Genomic DNA, 26,272 nt, shown 5'->3' with positions numbered 1-26,272 from the left:
CACACCCATGAGCTTCGGCGCCGATGAAGAAATCCTTCAGGATTTCCTTGTAGAGGCCGGCGAAATTTTAGAGCAACTGTCCGAACAACTGGTCGAGCTGGAAAGCCGACCGGATGATGCGAACCTGCTCAATGCAATTTTTCGCGGTTTTCATACTGTAAAAGGGGGCGCCGGCTTCCTCCAGCTCCACGAGCTGGTGGAGTGCTGTCACATCGCCGAGAACGTGTTCGACATCCTGCGCAAGGGTGAGCGACACGTCGACTCGGAACTGATGGACGTGATCCTGGAAGCACTGGACGCGGTCAACGGCATGTTCAGTGAAGTGCGCGAGCGCGCACCGATCACTGCCGCCACGCCGGAACTGCTGGCCGCCCTGGCGCGCCTGGCGGAACCTGCGGCCAACGCTCCCGTGGTGGAAGCGGTGGCTGAGCCGGTTGCCGAGCCTGCGGGCGACGTGACCGACAGCGAATTTGAACAACTGCTGGACTCGCTGAACGCCGTCAAGGCCGAAGCCGAAGCGCCGGCAGCCAGTGCGCCGGCCATGGTGCCGACCACCGAAGACATTACCGACGCCGAGTTCGAGTCGTTGCTCGACCAGTTGCACGGCAAGGGCCAGTTTGCCCCGGACGCGGTGGCCGCAGCGCCAGCGCCAACGGAAGCCGCGGCGCCCGTCAGCAATGAAATCACCGACGACGAATTTGAAGCGCTGCTGGACCAGTTGCACGGCAAAGGCTCGTTTGCCGCCGAGGCTCTGCCGGAAGTCGCCGCAACGGCCGCCGCGCCTGCGGCACCCGCTGCTGCGCCGGCCGCCGATGGACTGATCTCCGATCACGAATTCGAAGCCCTGCTGGATGAACTGCACGGCAAGGGCAAGTTCACCGAAGTGGTCGGCGCTGCTGCACCGGCTGCTGCCGCGGCTGTCGCAACACCGGCTCCTGCCGCCAAGGCTGCCGCGCCTGTCGCAGCGAAAGCGGCTCCGGCTCCGACTCCAGCACCGGCCCGGGCTGCCGCGGCTGCCCCGGCCCCGGACAAGCAACCGGCCAGTGAAGCCGAAACCACCGTGCGGGTTGATACCGCGCGCCTGGACGACATCATGAACATGGTCGGCGAACTGGTGCTGGTGCGTAACCGCCTGGTGCGCCTGGGCCTGAACAGTGGCGACGAGGCCATGCAAAAGGCCGTGTCGAACCTCGACGTGGTCACCGCAGACCTGCAGACCGCCGTCATGAAGACCCGGATGCAGCCGATCAAGAAAGTCTTCGGCCGTTTCCCGCGCCTGGTTCGCGACCTGGCACGCCAGCTCAAGAAAGAGATCAACCTGGAACTGGTGGGTGAAGAAACCGACCTCGACAAGAACCTTGTCGAGGCCCTGGCCGACCCGCTGGTCCACTTGGTGCGCAACGCGGTCGACCACGGTGTCGAGACGCCGGAAGAGCGCGAAGCCTCAGGCAAGAACCGCCAGGGCAAAGTGATCCTGGCGGCCGAACAGGAAGGCGACCATATCCTGCTGTCGATCACCGATGACGGCAAAGGCATGGACCCCACGGTACTGCGCAACATTGCAGTCAAGCGTGGGGTGATGGACAAGGACGCCGCCGACCGCCTCACCGACACCGAGTGCTACAACCTGATCTTCGCCCCGGGCTTCTCCACCAAGACCGAGATTTCCGACGTGTCGGGCCGTGGCGTGGGCATGGACGTGGTGAAGACCAAGATCAGCCAGCTCAACGGCTCGATCAACATCTACTCGACCAAGGGCCAGGGCTCGAAGATCGTCATCAAGGTGCCGTTGACCCTGGCGATCATGCCGACCCTGATGGTGATGCTGGGCAACCAGGCGTTCGCCTTCCCGCTGGTCAACGTCAACGAAATCTTCCACCTCGACCTGTCGCGCACCAACGTGGTGGACGGCCAGGAAGTGGTGATCGTGCGCGACAAGGCGTTGCCGCTGTTCTACCTCAAGCGCTGGCTGGTGGCTTCGGCCAAACATGAAGAGCAGCGCGAAGGCCATGTGGTGATTCTTTCCGTGGGCACCCAGCGTATCGGCTTCGTGGTCGATCAACTGGTGGGCCAGGAAGAAGTGGTCATCAAGCCTTTGGGCAAAATGCTGCAGGGAACCCCGGGCATGTCGGGTGCGACCATTACCGGTGACGGTCGGATCGCGCTGATTCTGGATGTTCCGAGCATGCTCAAGCGTTACGCCGCACGGCGTATTTGATTCGGCCCGGGCAGGGCGGTTGTCCCTCGCCCGGCCTAACGGAGTGTTTATGGTAGTCAAGGTCCTGGTGGTGGACGATTCGGGTTTCTTCCGCCGCCGCGTCTCGGAAATTCTTTCATCGGATTCCAATATCCAGGTGGTCGGCACGGCCACCAACGGCAAAGAGGCGATCGATCAGGCCCTGGCGCTCAAGCCGGACGTGATCACCATGGACTACGAGATGCCGATGATGGACGGCATCACGGCGGTGCGGCACATCATGCAGCGCTGCCCGACGCCGGTGTTGATGTTCTCTTCGCTGACCCACGAAGGCGCCCGGGTCACCCTGGATGCGCTGGATGCCGGCGCGGTGGACTTCCTGCCGAAGAATTTCGAAGACATCTCGCGCAACCCCGAGAAGGTCAAGCAGATGCTCTGCGAGAAGGTGCACAGCATCTCCCGCAGTAACCGTCGCAGCCTGTTCAGTGCGCCGGCGCCCGCTCCCGTTACGCCGCCACCGGCCGCCCCGAGCACCTTTGGTCGCCCGGCGCCGGCACCGGTTGCGCGCCCGGCCGCCGCCCCGGTGCGTACGGCTGCGCCCGCCGCACATTCACCTGCGCCCAAGCGCAAGGCCTACAAACTGGTGGCCATCGGTACGTCCACCGGCGGCCCGGTGGCCTTGCAGCGGGTGTTGACCCAATTGCCGGCCAACTTCCCGGCGCCGATCGTGTTGATCCAGCACATGCCGGCCGCGTTCACCAAGGCGTTCGCCGAGCGCCTGGACAAGCTGTGCCGCATCAGCGTCAAGGAAGCCGAGGATGGCGACATCCTGCGTCCGGGTCTGGCGCTGCTGGCCCCCGGTGGCAAGCAGATGATGGTCGATGGCCGGGGTGCGATCAAAATCCTGCCGGGTGACGAACGCCTGAACTACAAGCCGTGTGTGGATATCACCTTCGGTTCCGCGGCCAAATCCTACGGCGACAAAGTTTTGGCGGTGGTGTTGACCGGCATGGGCGCCGATGGCCGTGAAGGCGCGCGCCTGCTCAAGCAGGGCGGCAGCGCGATCTGGGCCCAGGATGAAGCCAGCTGCGTGATCTATGGCATGCCCATGGCCATCGTCAAGGCCGACCTGGCCGACGCCGTCTACAGCCTGGACGACATCGGCAAGCACCTGGTGGAGGCTTGCCTCTGATGGATGTATTGAGCCTGATTGGCATCATCATGGCGTTTGTCGCGATTATCGGCGGCAACTACCTCGAAGGCGGCCACCTGGGCGCCCTGGCCAACGGCCCGGCGGCGTTGATCGTGATCGGCGGCACCGTGGGCGCGGCGTTGTTGCAGTCGCCCATGAGTTCGTTCAAGCGCGCGATGCAGATCCTCATCTGGATTATCTTCCCGCCGCGTGTCGACTTGCCGGGCGGCATCGACCGCGTGGTCAACTGGAGCCTCACGGCGCGCAAGGAAGGCCTGCTCGGGCTGGAAGGCGTGGCCGATGCCGAGCCCGACAGCTACGCACGCAAAGGCCTGCAACTGCTGGTGGACGGCGCCGAGCCGGAAGCGATTCGCAGCATCCTCGAAGTGGACTTCTACACCCAGGAAAGCCGCGACATCAACGCTGCCAAAGTCTTTGAAAGCATGGGCGGCTACGCGCCGACCATCGGCATCATCGGTGCGGTGATGGGCTTGATCCACGTGATGGGCAACCTGGCCGATCCGTCGCAACTGGGCAGCGGGATTGCCGTGGCGTTCGTCGCCACCATCTACGGCGTGGCCAGTGCCAACCTGGTGTTGTTGCCGGTGGCCAGCAAGCTCAAGTCGATCGCCCTGCGCCAGTCGCGTTATCGCGAGATGTTGCTCGAAGGCATCCTCTCGATTGCCGAGGGTGAAAACCCGCGCTCCATCGAATTGAAGCTCCAGGGCTTCATGGATTGATGGGAGGTATTTGTTGTGAGCCGTCGCCGCCGCGAGCCTGAAGAACACGTCAACCATGAACGCTGGCTGGTGTCCTACGCCGACTTCATTACGTTGCTGTTCGCGTTTTTTGTGGTGATGTACTCCATTTCCTCGATCAACGAAGGCAAGTACAAAGTCATTTCCCAGGCGCTGATTGGCGTATTCAACGACGCTGACCGCGCCCTCAAGCCGATACCCATTGGCGAAGAACGCCCCAAGACCGTGACCCCGGCCAAGCCGCTGGTCAACGACAGCGATGAAACCGCCGCCGGCATCGGTGGCACCAGCGACCCGCTGAAAAGCATCGCCGATAACATCAGCGCGGCCTTTGGCGACCTGATCAGCTCCAACCAGATGACCGTGCGCGGCAATGAGTTGTGGGTCGAGATCGAGCTCAATTCCAGCCTGCTGTTCGCCAGTGCCGATGCAATGCCCAGCGACCAGGCGTTTACCATCATCGACAAGGTGGCGGCGATCCTGAAGCCGTTTGAAAACCCGGTCCACGTTGAAGGCTTTACCGATAACCTGCCGATCAGTACCGCGCAGTACCCGACCAACTGGGAGCTGTCTTCGGCCCGGGCGGCGAGTATTGTACGAATGCTCGCGATGCAGGGTGTGAACCCCGGGCGCCTGGCGTCGGTGGGTTACGGCGAGTTCCAGCCGGTGGCCAATAACGCCACGGCGGAAGGCCGTGCGCGCAACCGTCGGGTGGTGCTGGTGGTGTCGCGCAACCTGGACGTGCGCCGCAGCCTGACCGGTACCGGCACTGCCAATGCAACACCGGATGCCGCCTTGAAGCGGGCTGGCACACAAACTGCACCAGCGCCCGTAAAGGCGCCGGTTCGCGGGAGTGCCGTCAATTCTCCGTCACCGGCTCTATAACCCCATGCAATTTCTCGGTCGAGCCTGTGCCTGCCGGGAGGAACAATCCGAATGAGAGTCTGGGCAGTTGCCAATCAAAAGGGTGGTGTCGGTAAAACCACCACGTCCATCGCCTTGGCCGGCTTGCTGGCCGAGGCCGGCAAGCGTGTGGTCGTGGTCGACCTGGACCCCCACGGCTCCATGACCAGCTATTTCGGCTATGACCCGGATGCCCTGGAACACAGTTGCTACGACCTGTTCCTGCACAAGGGCAGCGTGCCGGCCGACTTGCCGGGGCAACTGTTGCTGCCTACCAGCAATGAAAAGATCTCGCTGTTGCCGTCCAGCACCGCCCTGGCCACCCTTGAGCGCCAGTCGCCGGGGCAGAGCGGCCTGGGCCTGGTGATCGCCAAGACCCTGGCGCAGCTGTGGCAGGACTTCGACTACGCGATCATCGACAGCCCGCCGTTGCTCGGCGTGCTGATGGTCAACGCCCTGGCCGCCAGCCAACAGCTGGTGATCCCGGTGCAGACCGAGCACCTGGCCGTCAAGGGCCTGGAGCGCATGGTCAGCACCCTGGCGATGATCAACCGCTCGCGCAAGCAAGCGCTGCCGTTCAGCATCGTGCCGACCCTGTTTGACCGCCGTACCCAGGCGTCCCTCGGCACCTTGCGGGTATTGCGCGATGCTTATCCGGACACCATCTGGCAAGGCTACATCCCGGTGGACACGCGCCTGCGGGATGCGAGCCGGGCAGGGCTGACGCCGTCGCAGTTCGACGGCAAGAGCCGTGGGGTGCTGGCGTATCGGGCGTTGCTCAAGCACCTGTTGTCCCAGCAACTTGTGGCGCAGGTGGCGTGATGGTCATAAACAGCCCTGTAGGAGCCTGGCTTGCCAGCGATGCAGACGCCGCGGTTTTCCTGACCAAACCGGCTCTCGATTCAAGTCCGGACACTCACAGGCCGATAACCTCTGAATACAGGGTTGATGGGGCTTGCGCGTGGGCATACAGATGAACCGTCCCGTTGATTTCAAGACACGGCCGCAACTGGCGCTGGAGTCCTACCTGGACGCTTTGCTCCAGGACGCCACCGAGGACATGCCGGAGCCGATTCTGATCCTCGATGAAGTCATCGAGCCTGAACCTGCTGCCCTGGACGAGTTTCAGCTGGCGGTCCTGGAAGAACAGGCCCGTGATGCGTTGGTCGTTCCCGTAGCAGTTCCTGTACCGGTTGCTGTGCCCGTCGAGCCTGTGGTGATTGCGCCTGTAGTGGTGGAGCCGGTGGTTGAGGTTCACCTCCCGCCGAGCATCACGCCGCCGCCGGTACAGGGCGACGGTCGCCCGGTGTGGGCTGCGGAGCCGTTCGAATGTTTGCTGTTCGATGTCGCCGGGCTGACCCTGGCGGTGCCGCTGGTGTGCCTGGGGTCGATCTACTCCCTGGAAGGCCAGGAGTTGACGCCGTTGTTCGGCCAGCCGGATTGGTTCCTCGGGATCCTGCCGAGCCAGCAGGGCAACTTGAAGGTATTGGACACCGCGCGTTGGGTGATGCCCGACCGCTACCGCGATGACTTCCGCCAGGGCCTGCAATACGTTATTTCGGTCCAGGGCTACGAGTGGGGGCTGGCGGTGCATCAGGTCAGCCGCTCATTGCGCCTGGACCCGAACGAAATCAAATGGCGCAGCCACCGGGGCCAGCGGCCATGGCTGGCGGGCACTGTGATCGAACACATGTGCGCGTTGCTGGATGTCGCCGAACTGGCGGAGTTGATTGCCAGCGGCGCGGTAAAAGCCATGCCGCTGAACAAACGCACTTGATAACAAGCAGCAGCGCTACGGCGCTGCCCAAGAACACACACCGTAACCAACGGTATTTGAAGGGGTCTGGAGTATGAACAAGTCAGTGTCCGCACAAGGTCTGGTGGATGATCCAATCCTGCAATGGGTCACCTTCAAGCTGGACAACGAGTCCTATGGCATCAACGTGATGCGTGTGCAGGAAGTGCTGCGCTACACCGAAATCGCTCCGGTTCCGGGTGCCCCAAGCTATGTGCTGGGCATCATCAACCTGCGCGGCAACGTGGTGACCGTGATCGACACCCGCCAGCGTTTTGGCCTGGTGCCGACCGAAGTCAACGACAACACCCGCATCGTGATCATCGAAGCCGACAAGCAAGTGGTCGGGATCATGGTCGACAGCGTGGCGGAAGTGGTTTACCTGCGCCAATCCGAAGTCGAGACTGCGCCGAACGTCGGCAACGAAGAATCGGCCAAGTTCATCCAGGGTGTCTGCAACAAGAACGGCGAACTGCTGATTCTGGTTGAGCTGGACAAGATGATGAGCGAAGAAGAGTGGCAGGACCTGGAGAATATCTGATTGTTTCTTGAGGTAGCGGTGATCGTCCTGGCCATCCTTTGGGCCGGGACCCTGGGCTTCCTGCTGCGTTATGTTCGCCAGCAACGGGAATTGGCCACTCGACAAGTCGAGCGCGACGCTGTGCGCGACCGGCGGATCCTGGAGCTGGCCAAGCGGGTCGACCACTTCCAGCAAAGTGCGGTGCGTGTGGGTGATGAAGTGCACGAGCTGCGTTCGGTGCTGGCGCCGTTGCCGGACAAGCTGTCGGCACTCGAGCAGCGTGACCCGTCGAGCCTCTCATTCGCCCAGGCGGCGAAGCTGGTGGGCATGGGCGCCACGGTGGATGAGCTGACCCAGTCCTGCGGGTTGACCCAGGCTGAAGCGCAGTTGATGAGCCGGTTGCACAAGGACAGCTGAAGGTTACGAGCTGCAAGCGCTATTGCTTGCAGCTTATAGCCGGTGCCGGTTGCTCAGCCATTCGGCCATGGTCGAGTCCTCCAAAGCATATTCACCACGGTTGGCTTTCCAGACCAACTCCTTCTCCCGCAGCACTTCCAGTGCTTTCTGCACGTTTGGTGTGCTGGCGTTCGGCTCGACCTGGGCCTGTTCCAGCTTGCGGTTCACATCCTGGAAGGTTTTCTCCGCAAAAGGCGAGAACGCCTGCTTGCCCAGGGTTCGTTCGCCCATCACTTCAAGTACCGCCTGTTGCAGCGGCGAGAGGTCGTTGTAGGCGCTCTCGTAATCGCTCCAGATGCCGGCCTGGTGATTGAGTGCCCCGGTCCTCAGCAACTCGCCAAGGTTGCTGGCTTCGCCAAGACCCACGCTCACTTCGGTCAGTAGTTTGTTGAGCATTTCCGGGCGCCGGCCAACGAGCTGGAAGGCATAGTCCATGTCCTCCAGGTTGAACTGGTTGGTCGCGGCCAGGCGCTGGTTCCAGAGGTCCGTCACAAACTCGACGAAATCCCGGCTCAACAGCGGGAACGGCGTGATGTGGGCGCCGAAGAACGGTTGTTTGCTCTTGAGTACCAGGTTGGCCAGTTTGTCCCGGCTGGAGCCGGTGAAGACCAGGCGCAGGCCATCGGCCGTGCTGCTGCCGTTGAGATGATCCCGTGCCGCCTTGAGGGCGAACATGGCGTTCACCCCACCTTCGCTGTTGAGGGCGTGCTGGGCTTCGTCCACGATCAGCACGATCATTTGCCCCGAGACCTGGTGCAGCACGTCCAGGGCGTGGCTGAGCGTGGTGCCGGCGGGCAGTTGAGGCTTGGTGAAATCCCAACTCAAGGTGCGCAGCAGGCTGATCTTGTCGATACCGGCCTTCTTGGCCGCTTTGCTCACTGCGCTTTCGAACTCGCCCAGGGCTTTGCCGATGGCGCCGGAGATCAGTTCGGCGGGGTCGACTTCGCGGTTCATCCACAGGTCCACGTACACCGGCAGCCAGCCCCGGGCCTTGCACTCAGGGATAAGGTCGTTGCGCAGGAACGTACTCTTGCCGGTACGGCGCGGAGCCGCGAGGAACATGCCGGAGCTGTAGTCGGCAAATGACTCGCCTGCCAGATCACGGGCGAGCGCTTCGGCGAGTAGCTTTCGACTGAGAATCGGGCGGGTAGGGCTCATGGGTTTATCCTGAACTATCGGGTTCGAGATAATCTATACCTCGAAAGATATAATTGCTATACACCACCCACCGCAACTGATCATTCCCACGCTCTGCGTGGGAATGCATCCCGTGACGCTCCGCGTCACCCCTGCGCAAGACTTGAACGTTGCAGCGCCAGTTGGACGCGGAGCGTCCGAGGCGGCGTTCCCACGCAGAGCGTGGGAACGATCAGCCGGCTCCCACCTTAATAATCGTCGCCTCTTTCCGTCACATCCCGCTCCACCGGCCCCGCGTCCGGGTCGTAGCCCACCGGGAACTTGCCCTTCAGCGTCCAGGCAAACGCGAGGATCTCGGCGACGGTGCGGTACAACTCTTCCGGGATGCTGTCGCCCAACTCCATGCGTGCCAGTAATTTGACCAGCTCGGCATTTTCGTAAATCGGGACTTCGTTCTCCCGGGCCAGCTTGAGGATGGCTTCGGCCAGGGCATCGTCGCCCTTGGCGGTCAGGGTCGGCGCTTGTTGCCCGTCGTATTTGAGGGCGATGGCCTGGCGGGGCGGGTTGGGGTTTTTCATGCGGTTTCATCCACCCAGCGTTGTTCAAGCCCGGTTTTCGGGCCCCGTGGCGGGGTGCCGAGGTGGCAGTCGAGGTCGCCGACGTTGAGTCCCGACGACACCAGGCGCTCGCGCAGGCTGCCCAGGTGGCTTTCGATCAGGCTGGCGGTGAAGGGCCGGGTCGCCCACAACTGGCTCGACAGTTTGCCCTGGCTCAGTTGCGCCTGGACCTGCAACGGGCCGAGCGGCTCCATGTCGAGCGCCATTTCCACGCGCCAGAGCATTTGCTTGGGATCCTTGCTGTCCTTGCGTTCCGGCTGTTCCTTGTCGGGCGCCGGTTCTTCCCGCTGGAACTTGACCTGCAACGGCACGATGTCCTGCAAGGTGCGCATGGGGATTTCCAGCTGCCAGGTGGTCAAGAGCTTGCCGTCGGCGGTGGTACCGGTCTGCTCCAGGCTCGACAGCTGATGGCTTTGCAGGCGGGAGATGGCCCCGGCGGCCAGGCGCAGCAGGTTTTCCAGGTCACTTTCACCTTCCAGGCGTTGCATCAGCCGATCGGGCAGCGGAAAGCCTGCGGGCGCCTGCCTGGCGCCGACCTGGCCGAGGGTGCCCAGCGGGCTGCGTACGAAGCTGGGCAGCAACTGCGCCAGGGTGTTGGCAGCGAGGATCGCATTCAGATTGGTGCTGGCGGGCAGGGATGGCAGCAGGTCGGCGACGAAGCGCAGCAGCGCGCCTTTCATGTCCAGCGGCGGTATCTGCGGGTTTTGCCCGGCCAGCAACTTGGCTTCGAGGAAGGTCCCGCTGTTCTGGATCAGTTGCGCCAGCACCTTGGGGTTGCTGGCCTGGGCCAGGTCGGGCAGGCCGGCGAGCAAACGCTCGGCGGCGGCGCGCAGGTCGGCCCCGGTGCTGTCGCTGCTGGTCGCCGGCAGGCTTTGCAGCGCGGTGAACACCACGTCCAGCGAGCCCTGGCGGCTTTGCTGGGTGGACAGTTGCTGGGCCACGGCCAATTGGTCCTGGCGCCCGCTCAGCGGTACAAAGCTCAAGGTCTGCGCACTTTGCACCACGGCGCTGAGCAGGCTGCCGACGCGCAAGGGCTGCGGGCTTTCGACGGTCAGGGTCGCGCCGCTGAGGACGTTATTGAGCACCGACACCAGTGAGCGATACACCACCGGCTGGTTGGCGCCCTGTGGCAGCGCCTGGGTGGTCAGCACCTTGCCTTGCAGCAGGGTGCCCACCGGTAACTGGCTGGTGTCGATACGCGTCAGCGCGGCGACGCTGGAACTCAGGGCCTGCTGCAGGCTGATGGACAAATTGCCCGACGGCGTCTGGCTGACTTCCACCTGGGTACCCAGCGGCAGCGGCTGGCTGCTGCTGGCCTGCACCAGGGTTTGCCGGCCGCCTTCCAGGGTCAGCTTGAGCAGCAACTGAAATGCATCGCCGCCTTGTTTCAGTGCCAGCACCTCGGCATTTACGGTTTTTCCGGGGTCGATCAGGCCGGTCTGCGGCTCCAGCAGTTTCAGCAACTCGCCCGCTGCAGGCGCGGGCGCAGGCCCGGCCGGAAGCGTCGGGGGGAGCGTGGGAAGATTGATCTCACCGGTCATCGTGCGCGCCGTCTCAGGGGAAATTGCCCTCTTTAGAGTAGGGCATCACATGTATAATGCCGCCCGTCTTCAAAGAGAGCGTTAAAAACAACACAACTGATTGATCCAGCTCTCTAAAAACGGTCGCCAAAGCAGTTAATGTGCATCTCTTTAACGGCCGTTCCACCGCCGACTTGAACCGTAAAGGCCCGCGATCTCTTGACCAGCCCTCTTCTAGAAGCCGTAGCGCTCGCCTGTGAACGTGACCTGCGGATGCTGTTCGAACACCTCGAACTGCGTCTGGCGGGCGGCGACATGGTGCAGGTCAGCGGCCCCAACGGCAGCGGCAAGACCAGCCTGTTACGCCTGCTGGCCGGTCTGATGCAGCCGACGGCGGGGGAAGTGCGGCTCAACGGCAAACCGTTGCACGAGCAGCGCACCGAGCTGGCGCGCAACCTGATCTGGATCGGCCACGCCGCCGGAATCAAGGATGTGCTTACCGCTGAAGAAAACCTCAGTTGGCTCAGCGCCCTGCATCATCCCGCCAGCCGCGAGGCGATCTGGCAGGCGCTGGCCGCGGTTGGCCTCAAGGGTTTCGAAGACGTTCCCTGCCACACCCTGTCCGCCGGCCAGCAGCGCCGCGTGGCCCTGGCCCGTTTGTATCTCGACGGCCCGCCGCTATGGATTCTCGACGAACCCTTCACCGCCCTCGACAAACAAGGCGTTGCCCAATTGGAAGAACACCTTGCCGCGCACTGCGAGCAGGGCGGCATGGTTGTCCTGACCACTCACCACACCTTGACGCGCATGCCTGCCGGTTACCGCGACCTCGACCTGGGCCGGTGGGCGGTATGAGCGTATTTGCCCTGTTGGTCGCCCGCGAAGCGCGGTTACTCTGTCGCCGTCCGGCCGAATTGGCCAACCCGCTGGTGTTCTTCGCGATTGTGATTGCGCTGTTCCCGTTGGCGGTGGGCCCCGAGACTAAACTGTTGCAAACCTTGTCTCCGGGACTGGTCTGGGTGGCGGCGCTTTTGTCAGTCCTGCTCTCGCTGGACGGGCTGTTTCGCAGTGATTTTGAAGACGGTTCCCTCGAACAGTGGGTCCTTTCGTCGCACCCCCTGCCACTTCTGGTATTGGCCAAGGTACTGGCACACTGGGCGTTTTCCGGCCTGGCGCTGGTATTGCTCGCGCCGCTGCTGGCGATGATGCTGGGGTTGCCCACCGAATGCCTGCCGGTGTTGCTCCTTTCCTTGTTGCTTGGCACGCCGGTTCTCAGTCTACTGGGCGCCGTAGGTGCGGCACTGACCGTCGGTTTGAAACGCGGTGGCCTGTTGTTGGCCCTGCTGATCTTGCCTTTGTATATCCCGGTGTTGATCCTGGGCAGCGGCGCGCTGCAAGCCGCGCTCCAGGGCATGCCGGCGACCGGTTACCTCCTGTGGCTTGGCAGCCTGGCCGCCCTGGCGGTAACCCTGACACCCTTTGCTATAGCGGCTGGCCTGAAGATCAGCGTCGGCGAATAATGAGGTCTGGTTAAGCGATAGAACCTTAACCAGTAAAGACCCTAAGCTTCTCGCAACGACGAGAAGCAACCGTGATGGAAACAGCATGAACTGGACCTGGTTTCACAAGCTCGGCTCGCCCAAATGGTTTTACGGCATCAGTGGCAAACTGCTGCCGTGGTTGAGCATCGCCGCGGTATTGCTGATCGGCATCGGCCTGGTCTGGGGCCTGGCCTTCGCGCCGCCGGACTATCAGCAAGGCAACAGCTTTCGCATCATCTACATCCACGTGCCTGCCGCGATGCTGGCCCAGTCCTGCTACGTGATGCTGGCGGTGTGCGGCATCGTCGGCCTGGTGTGGAAGATGAAGCTGGCGGACGTCGCCCTGCAATGCGCCGCGCCCATCGGTGCCTGGATGACCGCCGTGGCGCTGGTCACCGGCGCGATCTGGGGCAAGCCGACCTGGGGTTCGTGGTGGGTATGGGATGCGCGACTCACCTCGATGCTGATCCTGCTGTTCCTGTACTTCGGCCTGATTGCCCTGGGCAACGCCATCAGCAACCGTGACAGCGCCGCCAAGGCCTGCGCGGTGCTGGCGATCGTCGGCGTGATCAACATCCCGATCATCAAATACTCGGTGGAGTGGTGGAACACCCTGCACCAGGGCGCCACCTTCACCCTCACCGAAAAGCCGGCAATGCCCGTGGAAATGTGGGCGCCGCTGCTGCTGATGGTGCTGGGGTTCTACTGTTTTTTTGGCGCCGTGCTGCTGCTGCGCATGCGCCTCGAAGTGCTCAAGCGTGAAGCCCGCACCAGTTGGGTCAAGGCCGAAGTGCAAAACAGCCTGGGAGCCCGTGGATGAGCTTCAACTCTTTCAGTGATTTTCTCGCCATGGGCCATCACGCCCTGTACGTCTGGACGGCCTATGGCATTTGCCTGGCGGTGCTGGCCCTCAACGTCGCCGCGCCGATCCTGGCCCGCAAGCGTTACCTGCAACAAGAGGCGCGTCGTTTGCGCCGGGAGACCGAAAAGTGAATCCGCTGCGTAGAAAGCGTCTGTTGATCATCCTGGCCATCATGGCCGGTGTCGGCATTGCCGTGACCCTGGCCCTGAGCGCCCTGCGGGAGAACATCAACCTGTTCTACACCCCGACCCAGATCGCCAACGGCGAAGCGCCGCTGGACACCCGAATCCGTGCCGGTGGCATGGTCGAGAAAGGCTCGTTGCAACGCTCCGGCGACTCCCTGGACGTCAAGTTCATCGTCACCGACTTCAACAAGTCCGTGACCATCACCTACCGCGGCATCCTCCCGGACCTGTTCCGCGAAGGGCAGGGCATCGTTGCCCTCGGCAAGCTCAACGCCGACGGCGTGGTAGTGGCCGACGAAGTGCTGGCCAAGCACGATGAAAAATACATGCCGCCGGAAGTCACCAAGGCCCTCAAAGACAGCGGCCAATCCGCCCCGACCCCTGCCAAGGAGGGCTAAGTCATGACGTCCGCACTGTTTATTCCGGAGTTGGGCCAACTGGCGATGATCCTCGCCCTGTGCTTTGCCATCGTCCAGGCCGTGGTCCCGTTGCTGGGCGCCTGGCGCGGTGACCGCCTGTGGATGAGCCTGGCCCAGCCGGCTGCCTGGGGCCAGTTCGCCTTTCTGGTGTTCGCCTTCGGTTGCCTGACCTACGCCTTCATGACCGACGACTTTTCTGTCGCCTACGTCGCCAATAACTCCAACAGCGCCTTACCCTGGTACTACAAGTTCAGCGCCGTGTGGGGCGCCCACGAAGGTTCGTTGCTGCTGTGGGCATTGATCCTCGGCGGCTGGACCTTTGCCGTCTCGATCTTCTCCCGCCAACTGCCGCAGGTGATGCTGGCCCGGGTGCTGGCGGTGATGGGCATGATCAGCATCGGCTTCCTGCTGTTCCTGATCATGACCTCCAACCCGTTCACCCGCATCCTGCCGCAGATCCCGGTCGACGGGCACGACCTCAACCCGCTGCTGCAGGACATCGGCCTGATCGTGCACCCGCCGATGCTCTACATGGGCTACGTCGGTTTCTCGGTCGCCTTCGCCTTCGCCATCGCCGCCTTGCTCGGCGGGCGTCTCGATGCCGCCTGGGCGCGCTGGTCGCGGCCGTGGACCATCGTCGCCTGGGCATTCCTCGGCATCGGCATCACCCTGGGCTCGTGGTGGGCCTACTACGAACTCGGCTGGGGCGGCTGGTGGTTCTGGGACCCGGTGGAAAACGCCTCCTTCATGCCCTGGCTGGTGGGCACCGCGCTGATTCACTCGCTGGCAGTCACGGAAAAACGCGGCGTGTTCAAAAGCTGGACCGTGTTGCTGGCCATCGCCGCGTTTTCCCTGAGCCTGCTGGGTACGTTCCTGGTGCGTTCCGGCGTACTGACCTCGGTGCACGCGTTTGCCTCCGACCCGGAGCGCGGCGTGTTCATCCTGATCTTCCTGCTGTTCGTGGTCGGCGGTTCGCTGACGCTGTTCGCCCTGCGTGCGCCAGTGGTCAAGAGCCACGTGGGCTTCAACCTCTGGTCCCGGGAAACCCTGCTGCTGGGTAATAACCTGGTGCTGGTGGTGGCGGCCTCGATGATTCTGCTCGGTACCCTGTACCCGCTGGTGCTGGATGCCCTGAGCGGCGCCAAGCTGTCCGTCGGCCCGCCGTACTTCAACGCGCTGTTCATCCCCTTGATGGCGCTGCTGATGGTGGTGATGGCGGTCGGCGTACTGGTGCGCTGGAAAGACACCCCGGTGAAATGGCTGGTGGGCATGCTCACCCCGGTACTGCTGGGCAGCGCCGCACTGGCCGTGATCGCCGGTATTGCCTACGGCGACTTCAACTGGGCCGTGCTTGCCACCTTCATGCTCGCGGCCTGGGTATTGCTGGCCGGTGTACGCGACCTGATCGACAAGACCCGCCACAAAGGTTTGATCAAAGGCTTGCCGTCCATGACCCGCAGTTACTGGGGCATGCAGGTCGCCCACATCGGCATCGCCGTGTGCGCCCTGGGTGTGGTGTTGTCCAGCCAGAACAGCGCCGAGCGCGACCTGCGCCTGGCCCCCGGCGAGTCCATGGACCTGGCTGGTTACCACTTCATTTTCGAAGGCGCCAAGCACTTCGAAGGCCCCAACTTCACCTCCGACAAAGGCACCGTACGCGTTGTGCGCAACGGCAAGGAAGTGGCGGTGCTGCACCCGGAAAAACGCCTGTACACCGTACAAAGCTCGATGATGACCGAAGCCGGGATCGACGCCGGTTTCACCCGCGACCTCTACGTCGCCCTGGGTGAGCCGTTGGGCGATGGCGCCTGGGCCGTGCGGGTCCACGTCAAACCGTTTGTGCGCTGGATCTGGTTCGGCGGCCTGCTCACCGGCTTCGGTGGTTTGCTGGCAGCGATGGACCGGCGCTACCGGGTCAAGGTCAAGAGCCGAGTGCGTGAAGCCCTCGGCCTGCAAGGAGCGCCAGTATGAAGCGTTGGTTGATGGTGTTACCGCTGGCGGCGTTCCTGGTGGTGGCGGTGTTCCTGTATCGCGGGCTGTACCTGGACCCGGCCGAGTTGCCGTCGGCCATGATCGGCAAGCCATTCCCGGCGTTCTCGCTGCCGACGGTGCAGGGCGACAAGACCCTGACCCAGGCTGATTTGCTGGGCAAACCGGCACTGGTCAACGTGTGGGGCACCTGGTGCATTTCCTGCCGCGTGGAGCATCCGGTGCTGAACAAGCTGGCGGAGAAGGGCGTGGTGATCTACGGCATCAACTACAAGGACGACAATGCTGCCGCCCTGAAGTGGCTGGCTGAATTCCACAACCCGTACCAGCTGGATATCCGCGACGAAGACGGCAACCTCGGGCTGAACCTTGGTGTGTACGGCGCTCCGGAAACCTTCTTCATCGACGCCAAGGGCGTGATCCGCGACAAGTACGTGGGCGTGATCGACGAAGTGGTGTGGCGCGAGCAACTGGCCGCCAAGTACCAGGCGCTGGTGGACGAGGCCAAGCCATGAAGCGTTGGTTAGCCGCCGCGGTATTGGGCTTGAGCATGGTCGGCGTGGCCCACGCCGCCATCGACACTTACGAATTTGCCAAGGACGGAGACCGCGAGCGTTTTCGCGAACTGACCAAGGAGCTGCGCTGCCCCAAGTGCCAGAACCAGGACATCGCCGACTCCAACGCACCGATCGCCGCCGACCTGCGCAAAGAGATTTTCCGCATGCTCGGCGAGGGCAAGGACAATCAGCAGATCATCGACTTCATGGTCGACCGCTACGGTGACTTCGTGCGCTACAAGCCGGCGCTCACCGGCAAGACAGCGCTGCTGTGGTTCGGCCCCGCCGGGTTGTTGCTCACAGGCTTAGTCGTTATGGCGGTGATTGTGCGCCGCCGTCGTGTCGCCCCGGCCGATGGCTCGGACTCGCTTTCCGTCGATGAGCGTCAACGCCTCGACCAACTGCTGGACAAAAAAACTGATGATTGATTTCTGGCTCGCAGCAGGTCTGCTGCTTCTGATTGCCTTGAGTTTCCTGCTGATCCCGGTGTTACGCGGCCGCCGTGCCCAGCGTGAAGAGGATCGCACTGCATTGAACGTGGCGCTGTACCAGGAACGCGTGGCGGAACTGCAAACCCAGCAGACCGAAGGCGTGCTGGATGCGGCCCAGCTGGACAGCGGGCGCGCTGAAGCGGCCCGTGAGTTGCTGGCGGATACCGAGGGTGTGGAAAAGCCCCGGGAATCGCGCCTCGGCAAACCGTTGCCGTTGCTCGCGGCGTTTCTGGTGCCGGTGCTGGGCGTGGCGCTGTACCTGCATTACGGTGCCAGCGACAAGGTCGAACTGACCCGCGAATTCTCCCAGCCGCCGGTGTCCATGGAAGACATGACCCGCCGCCTGGAGCGCGCCGCAGCGGCCCAGCCGGATTCGCCGGAAGGCCTGTACTTCCTCGGTCGCGCCTACATGGCCCAGGACCGTTCCGCTGATGCGGCGAAAATCTTCGAGCGCACCGTGGCCCTGGCCGGTCGCCAGCCCGAGTTGCTCGGCCAGTGGGCCCAGGCCCAGTACTTTGCCGACAACAAACAGTGGTCGCCCAAGGTCCAGGCCCTGACCGACGAAGCACTGAAACTCGACCCGAAGGAAGTCACCAGCCTCGGCCTGCTGGGCATCGCCGCCTTTGAAGGCCAGCGTTACCAGGAAGCGATCGACTACTGGAACCGCCTGCTGGCGCAACTGCCACCGGACGACAATTCCCGTGCCGCGCTGCAAGGCGGGATCGACCGGGCCGCCGAGAAGCTCAAGGAGAGCGGCGGCAGCGTGGCGCCCGTGAAGGCAGAAAAACAGATACAAGTGCGGGTGGACCTGGCCGCCGATGTGAAGGCCAAGGCCTTGCCGACCGACAGCGTGTTCATCTTCGCCCGCGCCGTCAAAGGCCCGCCGGCGCCATTGGCGGCCAAGCGCGTGACCGTGGCCGACCTGCCGATCACCGTCGAGCTGGGCGACAGCGACGCGATGATGCCGCAGTTGAAACTGTCCAACTTTCCCGAAGTCCAACTGGTTGCGCGCATATCCCGGGCAGGTGTTCCCACAGCTGGCGAGTGGATCGGCCGCAGCCAACCCCTGGCCAGCAGCACCACTGCGCTGCAGCAGCTGACCATCGACAGTCCGGACCAATAATTCGAGGAAATGCCCATGACCGCTATCGCACGTATCACCCTGCTCAGCCTGGTACTGGGGTTGAGTGCTTGTGCGGTCCATCGGCCTCCGTCGCCTACCGGGCCGACTATTCCACCGACAGGGCCGTCGACCCAGCCGAGCACACAGCCAGGCACCCAGCCCTCGGGCCCAGTGATCAAACCGTCGAAGCCGGTGCCGAGCTCCTCGCCGACCTTCGCACCGCCACCGGGTGCGGCCAGCCACTGGGACGGAAAGATGCAGGTGTACGTGCTGGACGAACAGCCGGATACGTTCTACCGCCAGCGCACCTACTACCGCTGGAGCAACGGCTGGAGCCGGTCCATCAGCCCGAACGGGCCTTGGGAAGAGACCGATGTCCATGGCGTACCGCCGGGGTTGAGCAAGCAGTACGCGCAATGAAAAAAGGCGACCTTCGGGTCGCCTTTTTCATGGCTGGTTTGGAATACAGTCCACCCAACAACAAAGCTCAAATGTGGGAGCGGGCTTGCTCGCGAATACGGCGTGTCAGCCAACAAATCGGGCACTGATATACCGTATTCGCGAGCAAGCCCGCTCCCACATTTTGAATCTCGTTTGATTTGAAATTACGCCAGCTCCTCAGTCTGCCTGGGCGCGCTTGTCCAGTGGACCACCCCGGCAATCACCCCCAGCATCACCCCAAACTCCACAATCCCCATCCAGCCCAACCGCGCCATTAACCAGCCGCTGACTGTCGCCCCCACCGCACCGCCAAAAAACGTCGCCGTCATGTACAAACTATTGATGCGGCCCTGGGCTTTCGGGTCCACCGCAAACGCCCGGGTCTGGTTGGAAACCAAGCCCGACTGCACGCCGATATCCAGCACGATCACCCCCAGCACCAGCAAGATAATCGAAGTCTCGGCACCCGCCAGCAGCAGGAACGCCAAGGTCACAATCCCGATACTCGCCCCAATCACCTTGCGCGAACCCAGCCTGTCGGAAGCCCGCCCACCGAGCGACGCCGCCAACGCACCCGCCGCACCGATAATCCCGAAGCCACCGGCCCAGGCACTGCCCAATTGCCATGGCCCATGAGCCAACAGTGCTGCCAGATTCACCCAAAACGCATTGAAGCAAGCCCACAACAACGCCTGCACCATCATTGATTGGCGAATCGGGCTGTTGTCGCGCATCAGCGGCCACAGCGAAGCCAGCAGGCGAGGGTAGGACAGGTTGGTGCTCGGCACGCCTTGTGGCAGCAGCCTGGCGGCACCGATCCACACCGGGATCATGAAGGCCGCCTCCATCGCGTACACCGCCCGCCAGCCATAAGCCTCACCGACTACGCCGGCGATCGTGCGCCCGAGCAGGATGCCGACCATGATCCCGCTGACCACCGTGCCCACATTGCGCCCGCGTTCGTGGGGCTGCGACATCACCGCCGCGAATGGCACCAGTTGCTGCGGTACACAGCTCACAATCCCCAAGCCGAAAGACGCCCCGATCAGCGCCCAGATGCCCGGTGAAAACGCCGCCGCCAGGGCGAAACAGAACGCCAGGGCGATCTGCCCCAGCACCAGCTTGCGGCGGTCAAAACGGTCGCCCATCGGCAGCAACAACGCCAGCCCGGTAGCAAAACCCAGCAGGGCGGAACCGGCCACCAGATCCACGGTGGTCACGTCTACGCCCATGTCCGAAGCGATCAGCGGCAGGATCGGCTGGGTGCAGTAAATATTGGTAATCACCGCGCCGGCGATCACCGCCATCATGATGATCTTGCCGCGCGGCGCGACCGCAGGCGCTGTGGAAGGTTGGGATGTCATCGGCAGGCCACTCACGGCGCTCTCCTTCAATGCAGATCTCCGGGAAGGAGATGAGTGGCTAACGTTACGCACTCGCGCTTGGCAGGATAATCCCCTAGGATTTGGAATCATCCTTCCAGAATTTGATAGGTTGCCATGAACCGTCTTGAATCCATGTCCATCTTCGTTGCCGTGGTTGATGCAGGCAGCCTGACCGCTGCGGCGCGGCGCCTCGACATGCCGCTGGCCAGCGTCAGCCGCAAGGTGGCCGAGCTCGAGACGCACCTGAAAACCCGCCTGCTGCACCGCACCACGCGCCAGCTGTCGTTGACCGATGCCGGCGCCTCCTACCTCGACGCGTGCCGGCGCATTCTTGAAGACATCAGCGAGGCCGAGCGCGCGGCCACTGGCGAATATTCCCAGCCCCGGGGCGAACTGGTCGTTACCGCGCCAGTGGTCTTCGGGCGGCTGCACATCGTGCCGGTGGTGGCGGAATTCCTCGCGCAGTACCCGGAGATCGACATCAACCTGATCCTCACCGACCGCGTCGTGCACCTGATGGAAGAACACTGCGACGTCGCGGTGCGCATTGGCGAGTTGCCCGACAGCTCGCTGAAGGCCATGCAGGTGGGCACGGTGCGGCGGGTGGTGTGCGCCAGCCCGGCATACCTGGCCGCTCGCGGCATACCCGCTGAGCCCCAGGACTTGGCGGGGCATGACTGCATCACCTTCGAAGTGCTGGCGTCCCAAGGGGCGTGGGGATTTGGCGCGGGTAAAACCGGGCTCTCGGTACCGGTGCATTCGCGGTTGTCGGTGAACACCGCAGAAGCAGCGATTGCAGCGGCGACGTTAGGAGTGGGGGTGATTCGGGTGCTGTCGTATCAGGTGGCGGATGCGCTGCGGGAGGAGGCGTTGGCGGTGGTGCTTGAGGCGTTCGAGTCGGCGCCGCTGCCCATCAGTTTGGTGCATAAAGGCCAGTCACCGTTGCCGCTGAAGTTAAGGGCGTTTATGGATTTTGTGATGCCGCGATTGCGCGCCCGCATCGCTCAATAACACCGGGCAGTTTGAACCTGATGAAAATCAAAATGTGGGAGCGGGCTTGCTCGCGAAAGCGGTGGATCAGTCACCCGATGTATTGACTGACCCTCTGCATTCGCGAGCAAGCCCGCTCCCACATTGGATTTATGTTGCCAGTTGGATTTCGGTTTTGATCAGGCCACCGGGCACTCTCGATCCAGCGCTCTATCCACCAACAACAATCCCAACTCCAGCAGTTGTTGCATCGCCAATACCAGGCTGCGGTCTTTGCCATCAATGTTTTCGGAAAGGTCCAACGCCATTGCATTGGCAGACTGGAGTGTTTCGTAGGCGTTGCTCAGCAGTGCTTCCGTTTCAACGTTGGCTGATACGGTGAACAGACTGAAGTGGTTTTTTTCATTGGTGGACGCTTTGGTTTCGGCGGGTTTCAGGTAGTGATCGATGGCCCGCTGGGCGGCGTCCTGAAGCTTGTTTTTTTCAGACTTGGAGCCAGACGTTTCTGGCGGATTGGGCGTGACCTTGTACATGCAATGACTCTCCATTCAGTGGGAGCTCACCACATCTGCGACCAAGCAGGTGGGTGGCGAGCTGTACGCAGGTTGGTCGACCAGGGAATGGAAACCCGGCAGGGCCAGGGCCCTCCCACGCACAGCTCGCCATAAAGCGAACACGATAATGCCGCTTGCGCGGCACTGTGCGCCATTCTAACCCGGGCGACCAAACCCGATCGCTGATGAGCAGCGACTTGGAGAGGCTAGCGGCGAGTTAAGGCTGCTGCAAGCCATAGAGATCGTAGGAAAAATCACCGATTTACCGGGATCTTGATTATTCCTGAAGCGATACTTCGGCAAGGCGCGGCTTTAGAAACTCCAGGGCATCTTTAAACACCTGATGCCACTCTTCTGACGGTTCGCTCGCCAGCGGGTGCCAGAAGAACTGGAACTCGTGGCCGCCATCATCCTCTGCAAAATGGGTCCAGGTATCTGGCAGGTCTTCAGGGATCAGGCATTGATGAAAGGCCCATGTATGCCCCGTGGACGCTGAGTGCCAAGTGCCCAGGTCACGTATCACCTTGCCGGTTATCCCGGCCTCTTCAAGCAACTCTCTAACTGCCGCAGCCTCGGTACTTTCGCCAGGCTCCAAGCTGCCCTTGACCAGTTGAAGACCTGCCAGTGGGTGTTTGAAGGCGAGGATTTCCAGGGATTGGCGGGTTCGCAGGATGACCGGACATGCCTTGTCTTTTCCCATCACGTTGTCCTTTTGCACATATTGGCGGCCAGCTATTGCACCACAGTCCGGCACATTTCCAATGCCGGGCGAAGACCTTGTGGCGAGGGAGCAAGCTCCCTCGCCACAAGTTAGGTATGGATCGTTCCCACGCTCTGCGTGGGAATGCATCCCGTGACGCTCCGCGTCACCACTGCGCAAGACTTCAATGGACGCAGAGCGTCCGAGGCGGCATTCCCACGCAGAGCGTGGGAACGATCAACGTCCTACAGCTACTTCCAACCTTTCATCAAACCTTCATCAAACGGTTTTACTCCAGTCATGTGCAAGTCATAGGGCTGACACAGCCCGCGCCTACTGTCGTTTGAACTCAAACGCAGCCACGGATGGCTGTTCAACCAGACAGAGAAGCCCATGACTCCAGCTATCCATGTCGATCATCTGAACAAGACCTTTGCGAAGAAATCCGCGCTGGTCGACCTCGAACTCACCGTTGCCACCGGTGAGATGGTCGCGCTGATTGGCGCTTCCGGCTCCGGCAAGTCCACCTTGCTGCGCCACCTCGCGGGCCTGGCCTGTTGCGACAAGAGCAACGGCGGCAGCGTCAAGGTGCTGGGCCGGGAAGTGCAGGCCAGCGGGCGGTTGAATGGCAAGGTGCGGCGCCTGCGCGCCGACATCGGCTACATCTTCCAGCAGTTCAACCTGGTCAACCGCCTGAGCGTGCTCGACAACGTACTGCTCGGTTGCCTGGGCCGCATGCCGCGCTGGCGCGGCAACCTCGGTTTGTTCAATGCCGAGGAAAAACAGTTCGCCATGGAATCCCTGGCCCGCGTCGGCCTGGCAGACCTGGCCAGCCAGCGCGCCTCCACCTTGTCCGGCGGCCAGCAGCAACGCGTGGCAATCGCCCGCGCTTTGACGCAACGCGCCGAAGTGATCCTGGCGGATGAACCCATCGCCTCCCTGGACCCAGAGTCGGCGCGCAAGGTCATGGAGATCCTCGCCGACATCAACGGCCGCGACGGCAAGACCGTGGTGGTCACCCTGCACCAGGTCGATTACGCCATGCGTTATTGCCCGCGAGCCGTGGCGCTCAAGGGCGGGCGGATTCACTTCGATGGCCAGGCCAGCGAGCTGAGCAGCCAGTTCCTCAACGATTTGTACGGTGCCGATGTCGACACCAGCCTGATGTTTTCCGACCAGACCCGCACACCCGTCGTCCCCGCACGGTTGGCCCTGGCCCGCGCTTGAAACCTTACTAACGACCCACAGGAATCCTCTCCATGTTGAACCGTATCGGTCATGTGTTTCTGTCTGCCGTGCTGCTTGCCAGCGTGGCCATGGGCACTGCCCAGGCCGCCGACAAGGCGATCAATTTCGGCATCATGTCCACCGAGTCTTCGCAGAACCTCAAGAGCATCTGGCAGCCCTTCCTGGATGACATGCACAAGAAGACCGGCCTCACCATCAACGCCACCTTCGCTTCCGACTACGCCGGCCTGATCCAGGGCATGCGCTTCAACAAGGTCGACGTGGCCTGGCTGGGCAACAAGGCCGCGATGGAAGCGGTGGACCGTTCCAACGGCGAAATCTTCGCCCAGACCGCCGCCGCCAACGGGGCTGCCGGTTACTGGAGCGTGCTGATCGTGCGCAAGGACAGCCCGATCAACAACGTCGATGACATGCTCAAGAACGCCAAGAACCTGACCTTCGGCAACGGTGACCCGAACTCCACTTCGGGCTACCTGGTACCCGGCTACTACGTGTTCGCCAAGAACCATGTCGACGCCGCCACCGCCTTCAAGCGCACCCTCAACTCCAGCCATGAAGTCAACGCATTGAGCGTGGCCAAGGGGCAGTTGGACGTCGCCACCTTCAACACCGAAAGCTGGGACCGCCTGGAAGTCACCCAGCCGGACAAGGCCGCCATGCTCAAGGTGATCTGGAAGTCGCCGCTGATCCCGGCCGACCCGATGGTGTGGAGCAAGGCCCTGAGCGACAGCGAGAAGACCAAGATCCGCGACTTCTTCGCCAACTACGGTGACACCGACGAAGAGAAGGCCGTGCTGAAGAACATGCAACTGGGCAAGTTCCTCAAGTCCAGCGACGACCAGCTGTTACCGATCCGCCAACTGGAACTGTTCAAGCAGCGCACCACCATCAGCGCCGACGACAAGCTGGAAGCGGCTGACAAGGCCAGGAAGCTCGCCGACATCGACGCCGACCTGGCCAAGCTGCAAGAGCGCATCACCGAACTGGACAAGAAGACCGCAGCCAACGGCTAACCCCCTGTAGGAATCGGGTTCATGTGGGAGCGGGCTTGCTCGCGAATACGGTGTGTCATTCAACGCATCCGGCGACTGAGTCACCGCATTCGCGAGCAAGCCCGCTCCCACATTAAGCCCAGTTCCAACCCTACACCGAGAGTGACCCATGACTACCTTGCATGCTGAAGCAGTGGGCAAAAGGACTTGGCCGCAATACCTGGGCTGGGGCCTGTTCCTGATCCTGCTGGCCTGGGCCTGGCACGGCGCCGAGATGAACCCGCTGGCGCTGTACCGCGATTCCGGAAACATGGCGACCTTCGCCGCCGACTTCTTCCCGCCGGACTTCCACGAATGGCGCTCCTACCTCAAGGAGATGATCGTCACCGTGCAAATCGCCCTCTGGGGCACGGTGCTGGCGATCGTCTGCTCGGTGCCCCTGGGCATCCTATGCGCCGACAACATCACCCCATGGTGGATTCACCAGCCGCTGCGCCGGGTGATGGATGCCTTCCGTTCGATCAACGAAATGGTGTTCGCGATGTTGTTCGTGGTCGCCGTCGGCCTCGGTCCTTTTGCCGGTGTCCTGGCCTTGTGGATCAGCACCACCGGGGTCCTCGCCAAGCTGTTTGCCGAAGCCGTCGAAGCCATCGACCCGGGCCCCGTTGAAGGTGTGCGAGCCACCGGTGCCAGTGCCTTGCAGGAAGTGATCTACGGCGTGATCCCGCAAGTGATGCCGCTGTGGGTGTCCTACGCGCTCTACCGCTTCGAGGCCAACGTGCGTTCGGCGACGGTGGTGGGGATGGTCGGTGCCGGCGGGATCGGCGTGATCCTCTGGGAGAACATCCGCGCGTTCCAGTTCGTGCAGACCTGCGCGGTGCTGCTGGTGATCATCGTGGTGGTGAGCTGTATCGACGTGCTGTCCCAACGCCTGCGCAAGCAGTTCATCTGACGACGGAGGGGTGCCCCTGGGCGCTTTTTTTTAAGCATGCAGTTGTCTAGACAAGATGAGCCGGTGTACCGCGAACTCGCTGACATCCTGCGCCGCGAACTGAGCAGCTACCAGGCCGGTGAATTCCTGCCGGGCGAGGTGCAACTGGCTGAACGCTTCGGCGTCAACCGCCACACCCTGCGCCGCGCCATCGACGAGCTGGTGTTCGAAGGCAGCCTGTTGCGCCGCCAGGGCAAGGGCACCCAGGTGCTGGACCGCCCGCTGATTTACCCGATGGGCGCCGAGACCTCCTACAGCCAGTCCTTGTCGGCCCAAGGCGTGGGCGTGGAAGCGATGCTGCTCAAGCGCCGCTACTGCTTTGCCAGCCGCGAAGAGGCCCAGCAACTGGGCATCGCCGAGATGGCGCCGATGATCGAGCTGCAAACCCTGCGCAAGCTCGACCACCAGCCGGTCAGCCTGATCCGCCACCGTTACTGCGCCAGCCATGCGCCGCTGCTGGCGGACTACAACGGCGGCTCGCTGCGCCACTACCTGCGTGAGCGCGACATGCCGTTGACCCGTACCCAAAGCCTGATCGGCGCGCGTTTGCCCAACCGCGACGAAGCCGCACTGCTGATGATGCCCCGGCACTTGCCGGCGCTCACCGTATTCACCCTTTCCCGCGATCGCGACGGCCGCCCGGTGGAGCTGGCGCAGTCCACCAGCCGTTCGGATCGCTTCCAGTACCAAGTGGTGACCTGATGGAGAC

Annotated in this window: 29 protein-coding genes; 23 read left to right on the top strand and 6 right to left on the bottom strand. The window is 62.7% G+C overall.

Annotated elements, in window-relative coordinates; all coding sequences use genetic code 11:
- Positions 1-7: 7 nt before the first annotated feature.
- The 8 genes from HX821_RS00470 (at position 8) to HX821_RS00435 (ending at position 7,782) form a co-directional block, all read left to right on the top strand.
- A complete protein-coding gene (locus tag HX821_RS00470; protein ID WP_177008379.1) occupies positions 8-2,218 on the top strand; it encodes a chemotaxis protein CheA in 2,211 nt (736 codons plus the stop codon).
- A gap of 49 nt (positions 2,219-2,267) precedes the next feature.
- Positions 2,268-3,389, top strand: coding sequence for a chemotaxis response regulator protein-glutamate methylesterase (locus HX821_RS00465; RefSeq protein ID WP_008434810.1), 1,122 nt, complete (start codon positions 2,268-2,270; stop codon positions 3,387-3,389).
- Complete coding sequence (locus tag HX821_RS00460; protein ID WP_003210645.1) at positions 3,389-4,129, top strand: flagellar motor protein; 741 nt, start codon at positions 3,389-3,391, stop codon at positions 4,127-4,129. The genes HX821_RS00465 and HX821_RS00460 overlap by 1 nt, the downstream gene beginning before the upstream one ends.
- Positions 4,130-4,144: 15 nt before the next feature.
- Positions 4,145-5,032, top strand: coding sequence for a flagellar motor protein MotD (motD, locus tag HX821_RS00455; RefSeq protein ID WP_003210644.1), 888 nt, complete (start codon positions 4,145-4,147; stop codon positions 5,030-5,032).
- Between the two features lie 51 nt (positions 5,033-5,083).
- Entirely contained in the window at positions 5,084-5,872 is a 789-nt protein-coding gene (locus HX821_RS00450; RefSeq protein ID WP_003210643.1) for a ParA family protein, read from the top strand.
- A gap of 151 nt (positions 5,873-6,023) precedes the next feature.
- The gene (locus tag HX821_RS00445; protein ID WP_003210642.1) at positions 6,024-6,827 is read left to right on the top strand and encodes a CheW domain-containing protein; all 804 of its coding nucleotides are present in this window, start codon (positions 6,024-6,026) and stop codon (positions 6,825-6,827) included.
- 73 nt (positions 6,828-6,900) lie between these two features.
- Positions 6,901-7,386, top strand: coding sequence for a chemotaxis protein CheW (locus tag HX821_RS00440; protein WP_003210641.1), 486 nt, complete (start codon positions 6,901-6,903; stop codon positions 7,384-7,386).
- A complete protein-coding gene (locus tag HX821_RS00435) occupies positions 7,387-7,782 on the top strand; it encodes a DUF2802 domain-containing protein (RefSeq protein WP_003210640.1) in 396 nt (131 codons plus the stop codon).
- Positions 7,783-7,815: 33 nt separating this feature from the next.
- Here the strand turns inward: HX821_RS00435 and HX821_RS00430 are convergent, their stop codons facing one another.
- The 3 genes from HX821_RS00430 to HX821_RS00420 all read right to left on the bottom strand — a co-directional run bounded on the left by HX821_RS00430 (position 7,816) and on the right by HX821_RS00420 (position 11,116).
- The gene (locus HX821_RS00430; protein WP_102369668.1) at positions 7,816-8,979 is read right to left on the bottom strand and encodes a hypothetical protein; all 1,164 of its coding nucleotides are present in this window, start codon (positions 8,977-8,979) and stop codon (positions 7,816-7,818) included.
- 227 nt (positions 8,980-9,206) lie between these two features.
- Positions 9,207-9,536, bottom strand: coding sequence for an EscU/YscU/HrcU family type III secretion system export apparatus switch protein (locus HX821_RS00425; protein WP_177035122.1), 330 nt, complete (start codon positions 9,534-9,536; stop codon positions 9,207-9,209).
- The gene (locus tag HX821_RS00420; RefSeq protein ID WP_032899324.1) at positions 9,533-11,116 is read right to left on the bottom strand and encodes a flagellar hook-length control protein FliK; all 1,584 of its coding nucleotides are present in this window, start codon (positions 11,114-11,116) and stop codon (positions 9,533-9,535) included. The genes HX821_RS00425 and HX821_RS00420 overlap by 4 nt, the downstream gene beginning before the upstream one ends.
- A gap of 252 nt (positions 11,117-11,368) precedes the next feature.
- Between HX821_RS00420 and ccmA the strand changes: the two genes are divergently transcribed.
- The 10 genes from ccmA (at position 11,369) to HX821_RS00370 (ending at position 18,682) form a co-directional block, all read left to right on the top strand.
- Positions 11,369-11,950, top strand: coding sequence for a cytochrome c biogenesis heme-transporting ATPase CcmA (ccmA, locus tag HX821_RS00415; RefSeq protein ID WP_003210636.1), 582 nt, complete (start codon positions 11,369-11,371; stop codon positions 11,948-11,950).
- Positions 11,947-12,615 (top strand): heme exporter protein CcmB, encoded by a 669-nt coding sequence (gene ccmB / locus HX821_RS00410; RefSeq protein WP_003210635.1) that lies wholly within the window; start codon positions 11,947-11,949, stop codon positions 12,613-12,615. Before ccmA ends, ccmB begins: the two co-directional genes overlap by 4 nt.
- An 85-nt stretch (positions 12,616-12,700) precedes the next feature.
- Positions 12,701-13,456, top strand: a complete 756-nt coding sequence (locus HX821_RS00405) for a heme ABC transporter permease (protein ID WP_003210634.1) — start codon at positions 12,701-12,703, stop codon at positions 13,454-13,456.
- Positions 13,453-13,629, top strand: coding sequence for a heme exporter protein CcmD (gene ccmD / locus HX821_RS00400; RefSeq protein ID WP_008434788.1), 177 nt, complete (start codon positions 13,453-13,455; stop codon positions 13,627-13,629). The genes HX821_RS00405 and ccmD overlap by 4 nt, the downstream gene beginning before the upstream one ends.
- Positions 13,626-14,081 carry a cytochrome c maturation protein CcmE gene (ccmE, locus tag HX821_RS00395; RefSeq protein ID WP_008434786.1) on the top strand — a complete coding sequence of 152 codons (456 nt, stop codon included), beginning with the start codon at positions 13,626-13,628 and terminating at the stop codon, positions 14,079-14,081. Before ccmD ends, ccmE begins: the two co-directional genes overlap by 4 nt.
- Positions 14,082-14,084: 3 nt before the next feature.
- A complete protein-coding gene (locus HX821_RS00390) occupies positions 14,085-16,073 on the top strand; it encodes a heme lyase CcmF/NrfE family subunit (protein WP_177035121.1) in 1,989 nt (662 codons plus the stop codon).
- The gene (locus HX821_RS00385; RefSeq protein WP_008434782.1) at positions 16,070-16,606 is read left to right on the top strand and encodes a DsbE family thiol:disulfide interchange protein; all 537 of its coding nucleotides are present in this window, start codon (positions 16,070-16,072) and stop codon (positions 16,604-16,606) included. The genes HX821_RS00390 and HX821_RS00385 overlap by 4 nt, the downstream gene beginning before the upstream one ends.
- Entirely contained in the window at positions 16,603-17,076 is a 474-nt protein-coding gene (locus HX821_RS00380) for a cytochrome c-type biogenesis protein (RefSeq protein ID WP_003210629.1), read from the top strand. The genes HX821_RS00385 and HX821_RS00380 overlap by 4 nt, the downstream gene beginning before the upstream one ends.
- On the top strand, positions 17,069-18,262 hold the full coding sequence (gene ccmI, locus HX821_RS00375) for a c-type cytochrome biogenesis protein CcmI (protein WP_102369664.1): 1,194 nt from the start codon (positions 17,069-17,071) through the stop codon (positions 18,260-18,262). The genes HX821_RS00380 and ccmI overlap by 8 nt, the downstream gene beginning before the upstream one ends.
- 15 nt (positions 18,263-18,277) lie before the next feature.
- Positions 18,278-18,682 (top strand): hypothetical protein, encoded by a 405-nt coding sequence (locus HX821_RS00370; RefSeq protein ID WP_003210627.1) that lies wholly within the window; start codon positions 18,278-18,280, stop codon positions 18,680-18,682.
- 185 nt (positions 18,683-18,867) lie between these two features.
- Here the strand turns inward: HX821_RS00370 and HX821_RS00365 are convergent, their stop codons facing one another.
- The gene (locus HX821_RS00365) at positions 18,868-20,067 is read right to left on the bottom strand and encodes an MFS transporter (protein ID WP_087694340.1); all 1,200 of its coding nucleotides are present in this window, start codon (positions 20,065-20,067) and stop codon (positions 18,868-18,870) included.
- 135 nt (positions 20,068-20,202) lie between these two features.
- Between HX821_RS00365 and HX821_RS00360 the strand changes: the two genes are divergently transcribed.
- Positions 20,203-21,099, top strand: coding sequence for a LysR family transcriptional regulator (locus HX821_RS00360; RefSeq protein WP_177035120.1), 897 nt, complete (start codon positions 20,203-20,205; stop codon positions 21,097-21,099).
- Positions 21,100-21,257: 158 nt separating this feature from the next.
- Here the strand turns inward: HX821_RS00360 and HX821_RS00355 are convergent, their stop codons facing one another.
- Both HX821_RS00355 and HX821_RS00350 read right to left on the bottom strand, forming a co-directional pair.
- Entirely contained in the window at positions 21,258-21,611 is a 354-nt protein-coding gene (locus HX821_RS00355) for a DUF6124 family protein (protein ID WP_087694315.1), read from the bottom strand.
- 298 nt (positions 21,612-21,909) lie between these two features.
- A complete protein-coding gene (locus HX821_RS00350) occupies positions 21,910-22,332 on the bottom strand; it encodes an NUDIX domain-containing protein (protein ID WP_102604693.1) in 423 nt (140 codons plus the stop codon).
- Between the two features lie 393 nt (positions 22,333-22,725).
- Here HX821_RS00350 and phnC point away from each other — a divergent pair, with 393 nt between their 5' ends.
- From phnC to phnF, 4 genes are all read left to right on the top strand, one after another.
- Complete coding sequence (phnC, locus tag HX821_RS00345) at positions 22,726-23,559, top strand: phosphonate ABC transporter ATP-binding protein (protein ID WP_003210623.1); 834 nt, start codon at positions 22,726-22,728, stop codon at positions 23,557-23,559.
- 32 nt (positions 23,560-23,591) lie between these two features.
- On the top strand, positions 23,592-24,593 hold the full coding sequence (phnD, locus tag HX821_RS00340) for a phosphonate ABC transporter substrate-binding protein (protein ID WP_003210622.1): 1,002 nt from the start codon (positions 23,592-23,594) through the stop codon (positions 24,591-24,593).
- 148 nt (positions 24,594-24,741) lie between these two features.
- Positions 24,742-25,524: a phosphonate ABC transporter, permease protein PhnE gene (gene phnE, locus HX821_RS00335; protein WP_003210621.1), complete on the top strand. Its 783-nt coding sequence runs from the start codon at positions 24,742-24,744 to the stop codon at positions 25,522-25,524.
- A 36-nt stretch (positions 25,525-25,560) separates the two neighbouring features.
- On the top strand, positions 25,561-26,265 hold the full coding sequence (phnF, locus tag HX821_RS00330) for a phosphonate metabolism transcriptional regulator PhnF (protein ID WP_023659262.1): 705 nt from the start codon (positions 25,561-25,563) through the stop codon (positions 26,263-26,265).
- Positions 26,266-26,272: the final 7 nt, after the last annotated feature.

Source organism: Pseudomonas sp. B6001, assembly GCF_013386015.1.
Lineage (GTDB): Bacteria > Pseudomonadota > Gammaproteobacteria > Pseudomonadales > Pseudomonadaceae > Aquipseudomonas.
The sequence above is the reverse complement of the archived record's forward strand: the minus strand, read 5'-3'. Positions and strand labels throughout refer to the sequence as shown.

Bases quoted from the DNA above. Each gene is read 5' to 3' on its own strand.
- HX821_RS00470 (WP_177008379.1), top strand. From the start codon at position 8: ATGAGCTTCGGCGCCGATGAAGAAATCCTTCAGGATTTCCTTGTAGAG.
- HX821_RS00370 (WP_003210627.1), top strand. From the start codon at position 18,278: ATGACCGCTATCGCACGTATCACCCTGCTCAGCCTGGTACTGGGGTTG.
- HX821_RS00365 (WP_087694340.1), bottom strand. From the start codon at position 20,067: ATGACATCCCAACCTTCCACAGCGCCTGCGGTCGCGCCGCGCGGCAAG.
- HX821_RS00405 (WP_003210634.1), top strand. From the start codon at position 12,701: ATGAACTGGACCTGGTTTCACAAGCTCGGCTCGCCCAAATGGTTTTAC.
- ccmB (WP_003210635.1), top strand. From the start codon at position 11,947: ATGAGCGTATTTGCCCTGTTGGTCGCCCGCGAAGCGCGGTTACTCTGT.
- HX821_RS00460 (WP_003210645.1), top strand. From the start codon at position 3,389: ATGGATGTATTGAGCCTGATTGGCATCATCATGGCGTTTGTCGCGATT.
- HX821_RS00465 (WP_008434810.1), top strand. From the start codon at position 2,268: ATGGTAGTCAAGGTCCTGGTGGTGGACGATTCGGGTTTCTTCCGCCGC.
- ccmA (WP_003210636.1), top strand. From the start codon at position 11,369: ATGCTGTTCGAACACCTCGAACTGCGTCTGGCGGGCGGCGACATGGTG.
- ccmI (WP_102369664.1), top strand. From the start codon at position 17,069: ATGATTGATTTCTGGCTCGCAGCAGGTCTGCTGCTTCTGATTGCCTTG.
- phnF (WP_023659262.1), top strand. From the start codon at position 25,561: ATGCAGTTGTCTAGACAAGATGAGCCGGTGTACCGCGAACTCGCTGAC.
- HX821_RS00350 (WP_102604693.1), bottom strand. From the start codon at position 22,332: ATGGGAAAAGACAAGGCATGTCCGGTCATCCTGCGAACCCGCCAATCC.
- ccmD (WP_008434788.1), top strand. From the start codon at position 13,453: ATGAGCTTCAACTCTTTCAGTGATTTTCTCGCCATGGGCCATCACGCC.
- HX821_RS00440 (WP_003210641.1), top strand. From the start codon at position 6,901: ATGAACAAGTCAGTGTCCGCACAAGGTCTGGTGGATGATCCAATCCTG.
- phnE (WP_003210621.1), top strand. From the start codon at position 24,742: ATGACTACCTTGCATGCTGAAGCAGTGGGCAAAAGGACTTGGCCGCAA.
- HX821_RS00450 (WP_003210643.1), top strand. From the start codon at position 5,084: ATGAGAGTCTGGGCAGTTGCCAATCAAAAGGGTGGTGTCGGTAAAACC.
- HX821_RS00420 (WP_032899324.1), bottom strand. From the start codon at position 11,116: ATGACCGGTGAGATCAATCTTCCCACGCTCCCCCCGACGCTTCCGGCC.
- HX821_RS00360 (WP_177035120.1), top strand. From the start codon at position 20,203: ATGAACCGTCTTGAATCCATGTCCATCTTCGTTGCCGTGGTTGATGCA.
- HX821_RS00445 (WP_003210642.1), top strand. From the start codon at position 6,024: ATGAACCGTCCCGTTGATTTCAAGACACGGCCGCAACTGGCGCTGGAG.
- HX821_RS00425 (WP_177035122.1), bottom strand. From the start codon at position 9,536: ATGAAAAACCCCAACCCGCCCCGCCAGGCCATCGCCCTCAAATACGAC.
- HX821_RS00355 (WP_087694315.1), bottom strand. From the start codon at position 21,611: ATGTACAAGGTCACGCCCAATCCGCCAGAAACGTCTGGCTCCAAGTCT.
- HX821_RS00380 (WP_003210629.1), top strand. From the start codon at position 16,603: ATGAAGCGTTGGTTAGCCGCCGCGGTATTGGGCTTGAGCATGGTCGGC.
- HX821_RS00430 (WP_102369668.1), bottom strand. From the start codon at position 8,979: ATGAGCCCTACCCGCCCGATTCTCAGTCGAAAGCTACTCGCCGAAGCG.
- phnC (WP_003210623.1), top strand. From the start codon at position 22,726: ATGACTCCAGCTATCCATGTCGATCATCTGAACAAGACCTTTGCGAAG.
- HX821_RS00390 (WP_177035121.1), top strand. From the start codon at position 14,085: ATGACGTCCGCACTGTTTATTCCGGAGTTGGGCCAACTGGCGATGATC.
- HX821_RS00385 (WP_008434782.1), top strand. From the start codon at position 16,070: ATGAAGCGTTGGTTGATGGTGTTACCGCTGGCGGCGTTCCTGGTGGTG.
- phnD (WP_003210622.1), top strand. From the start codon at position 23,592: ATGTTGAACCGTATCGGTCATGTGTTTCTGTCTGCCGTGCTGCTTGCC.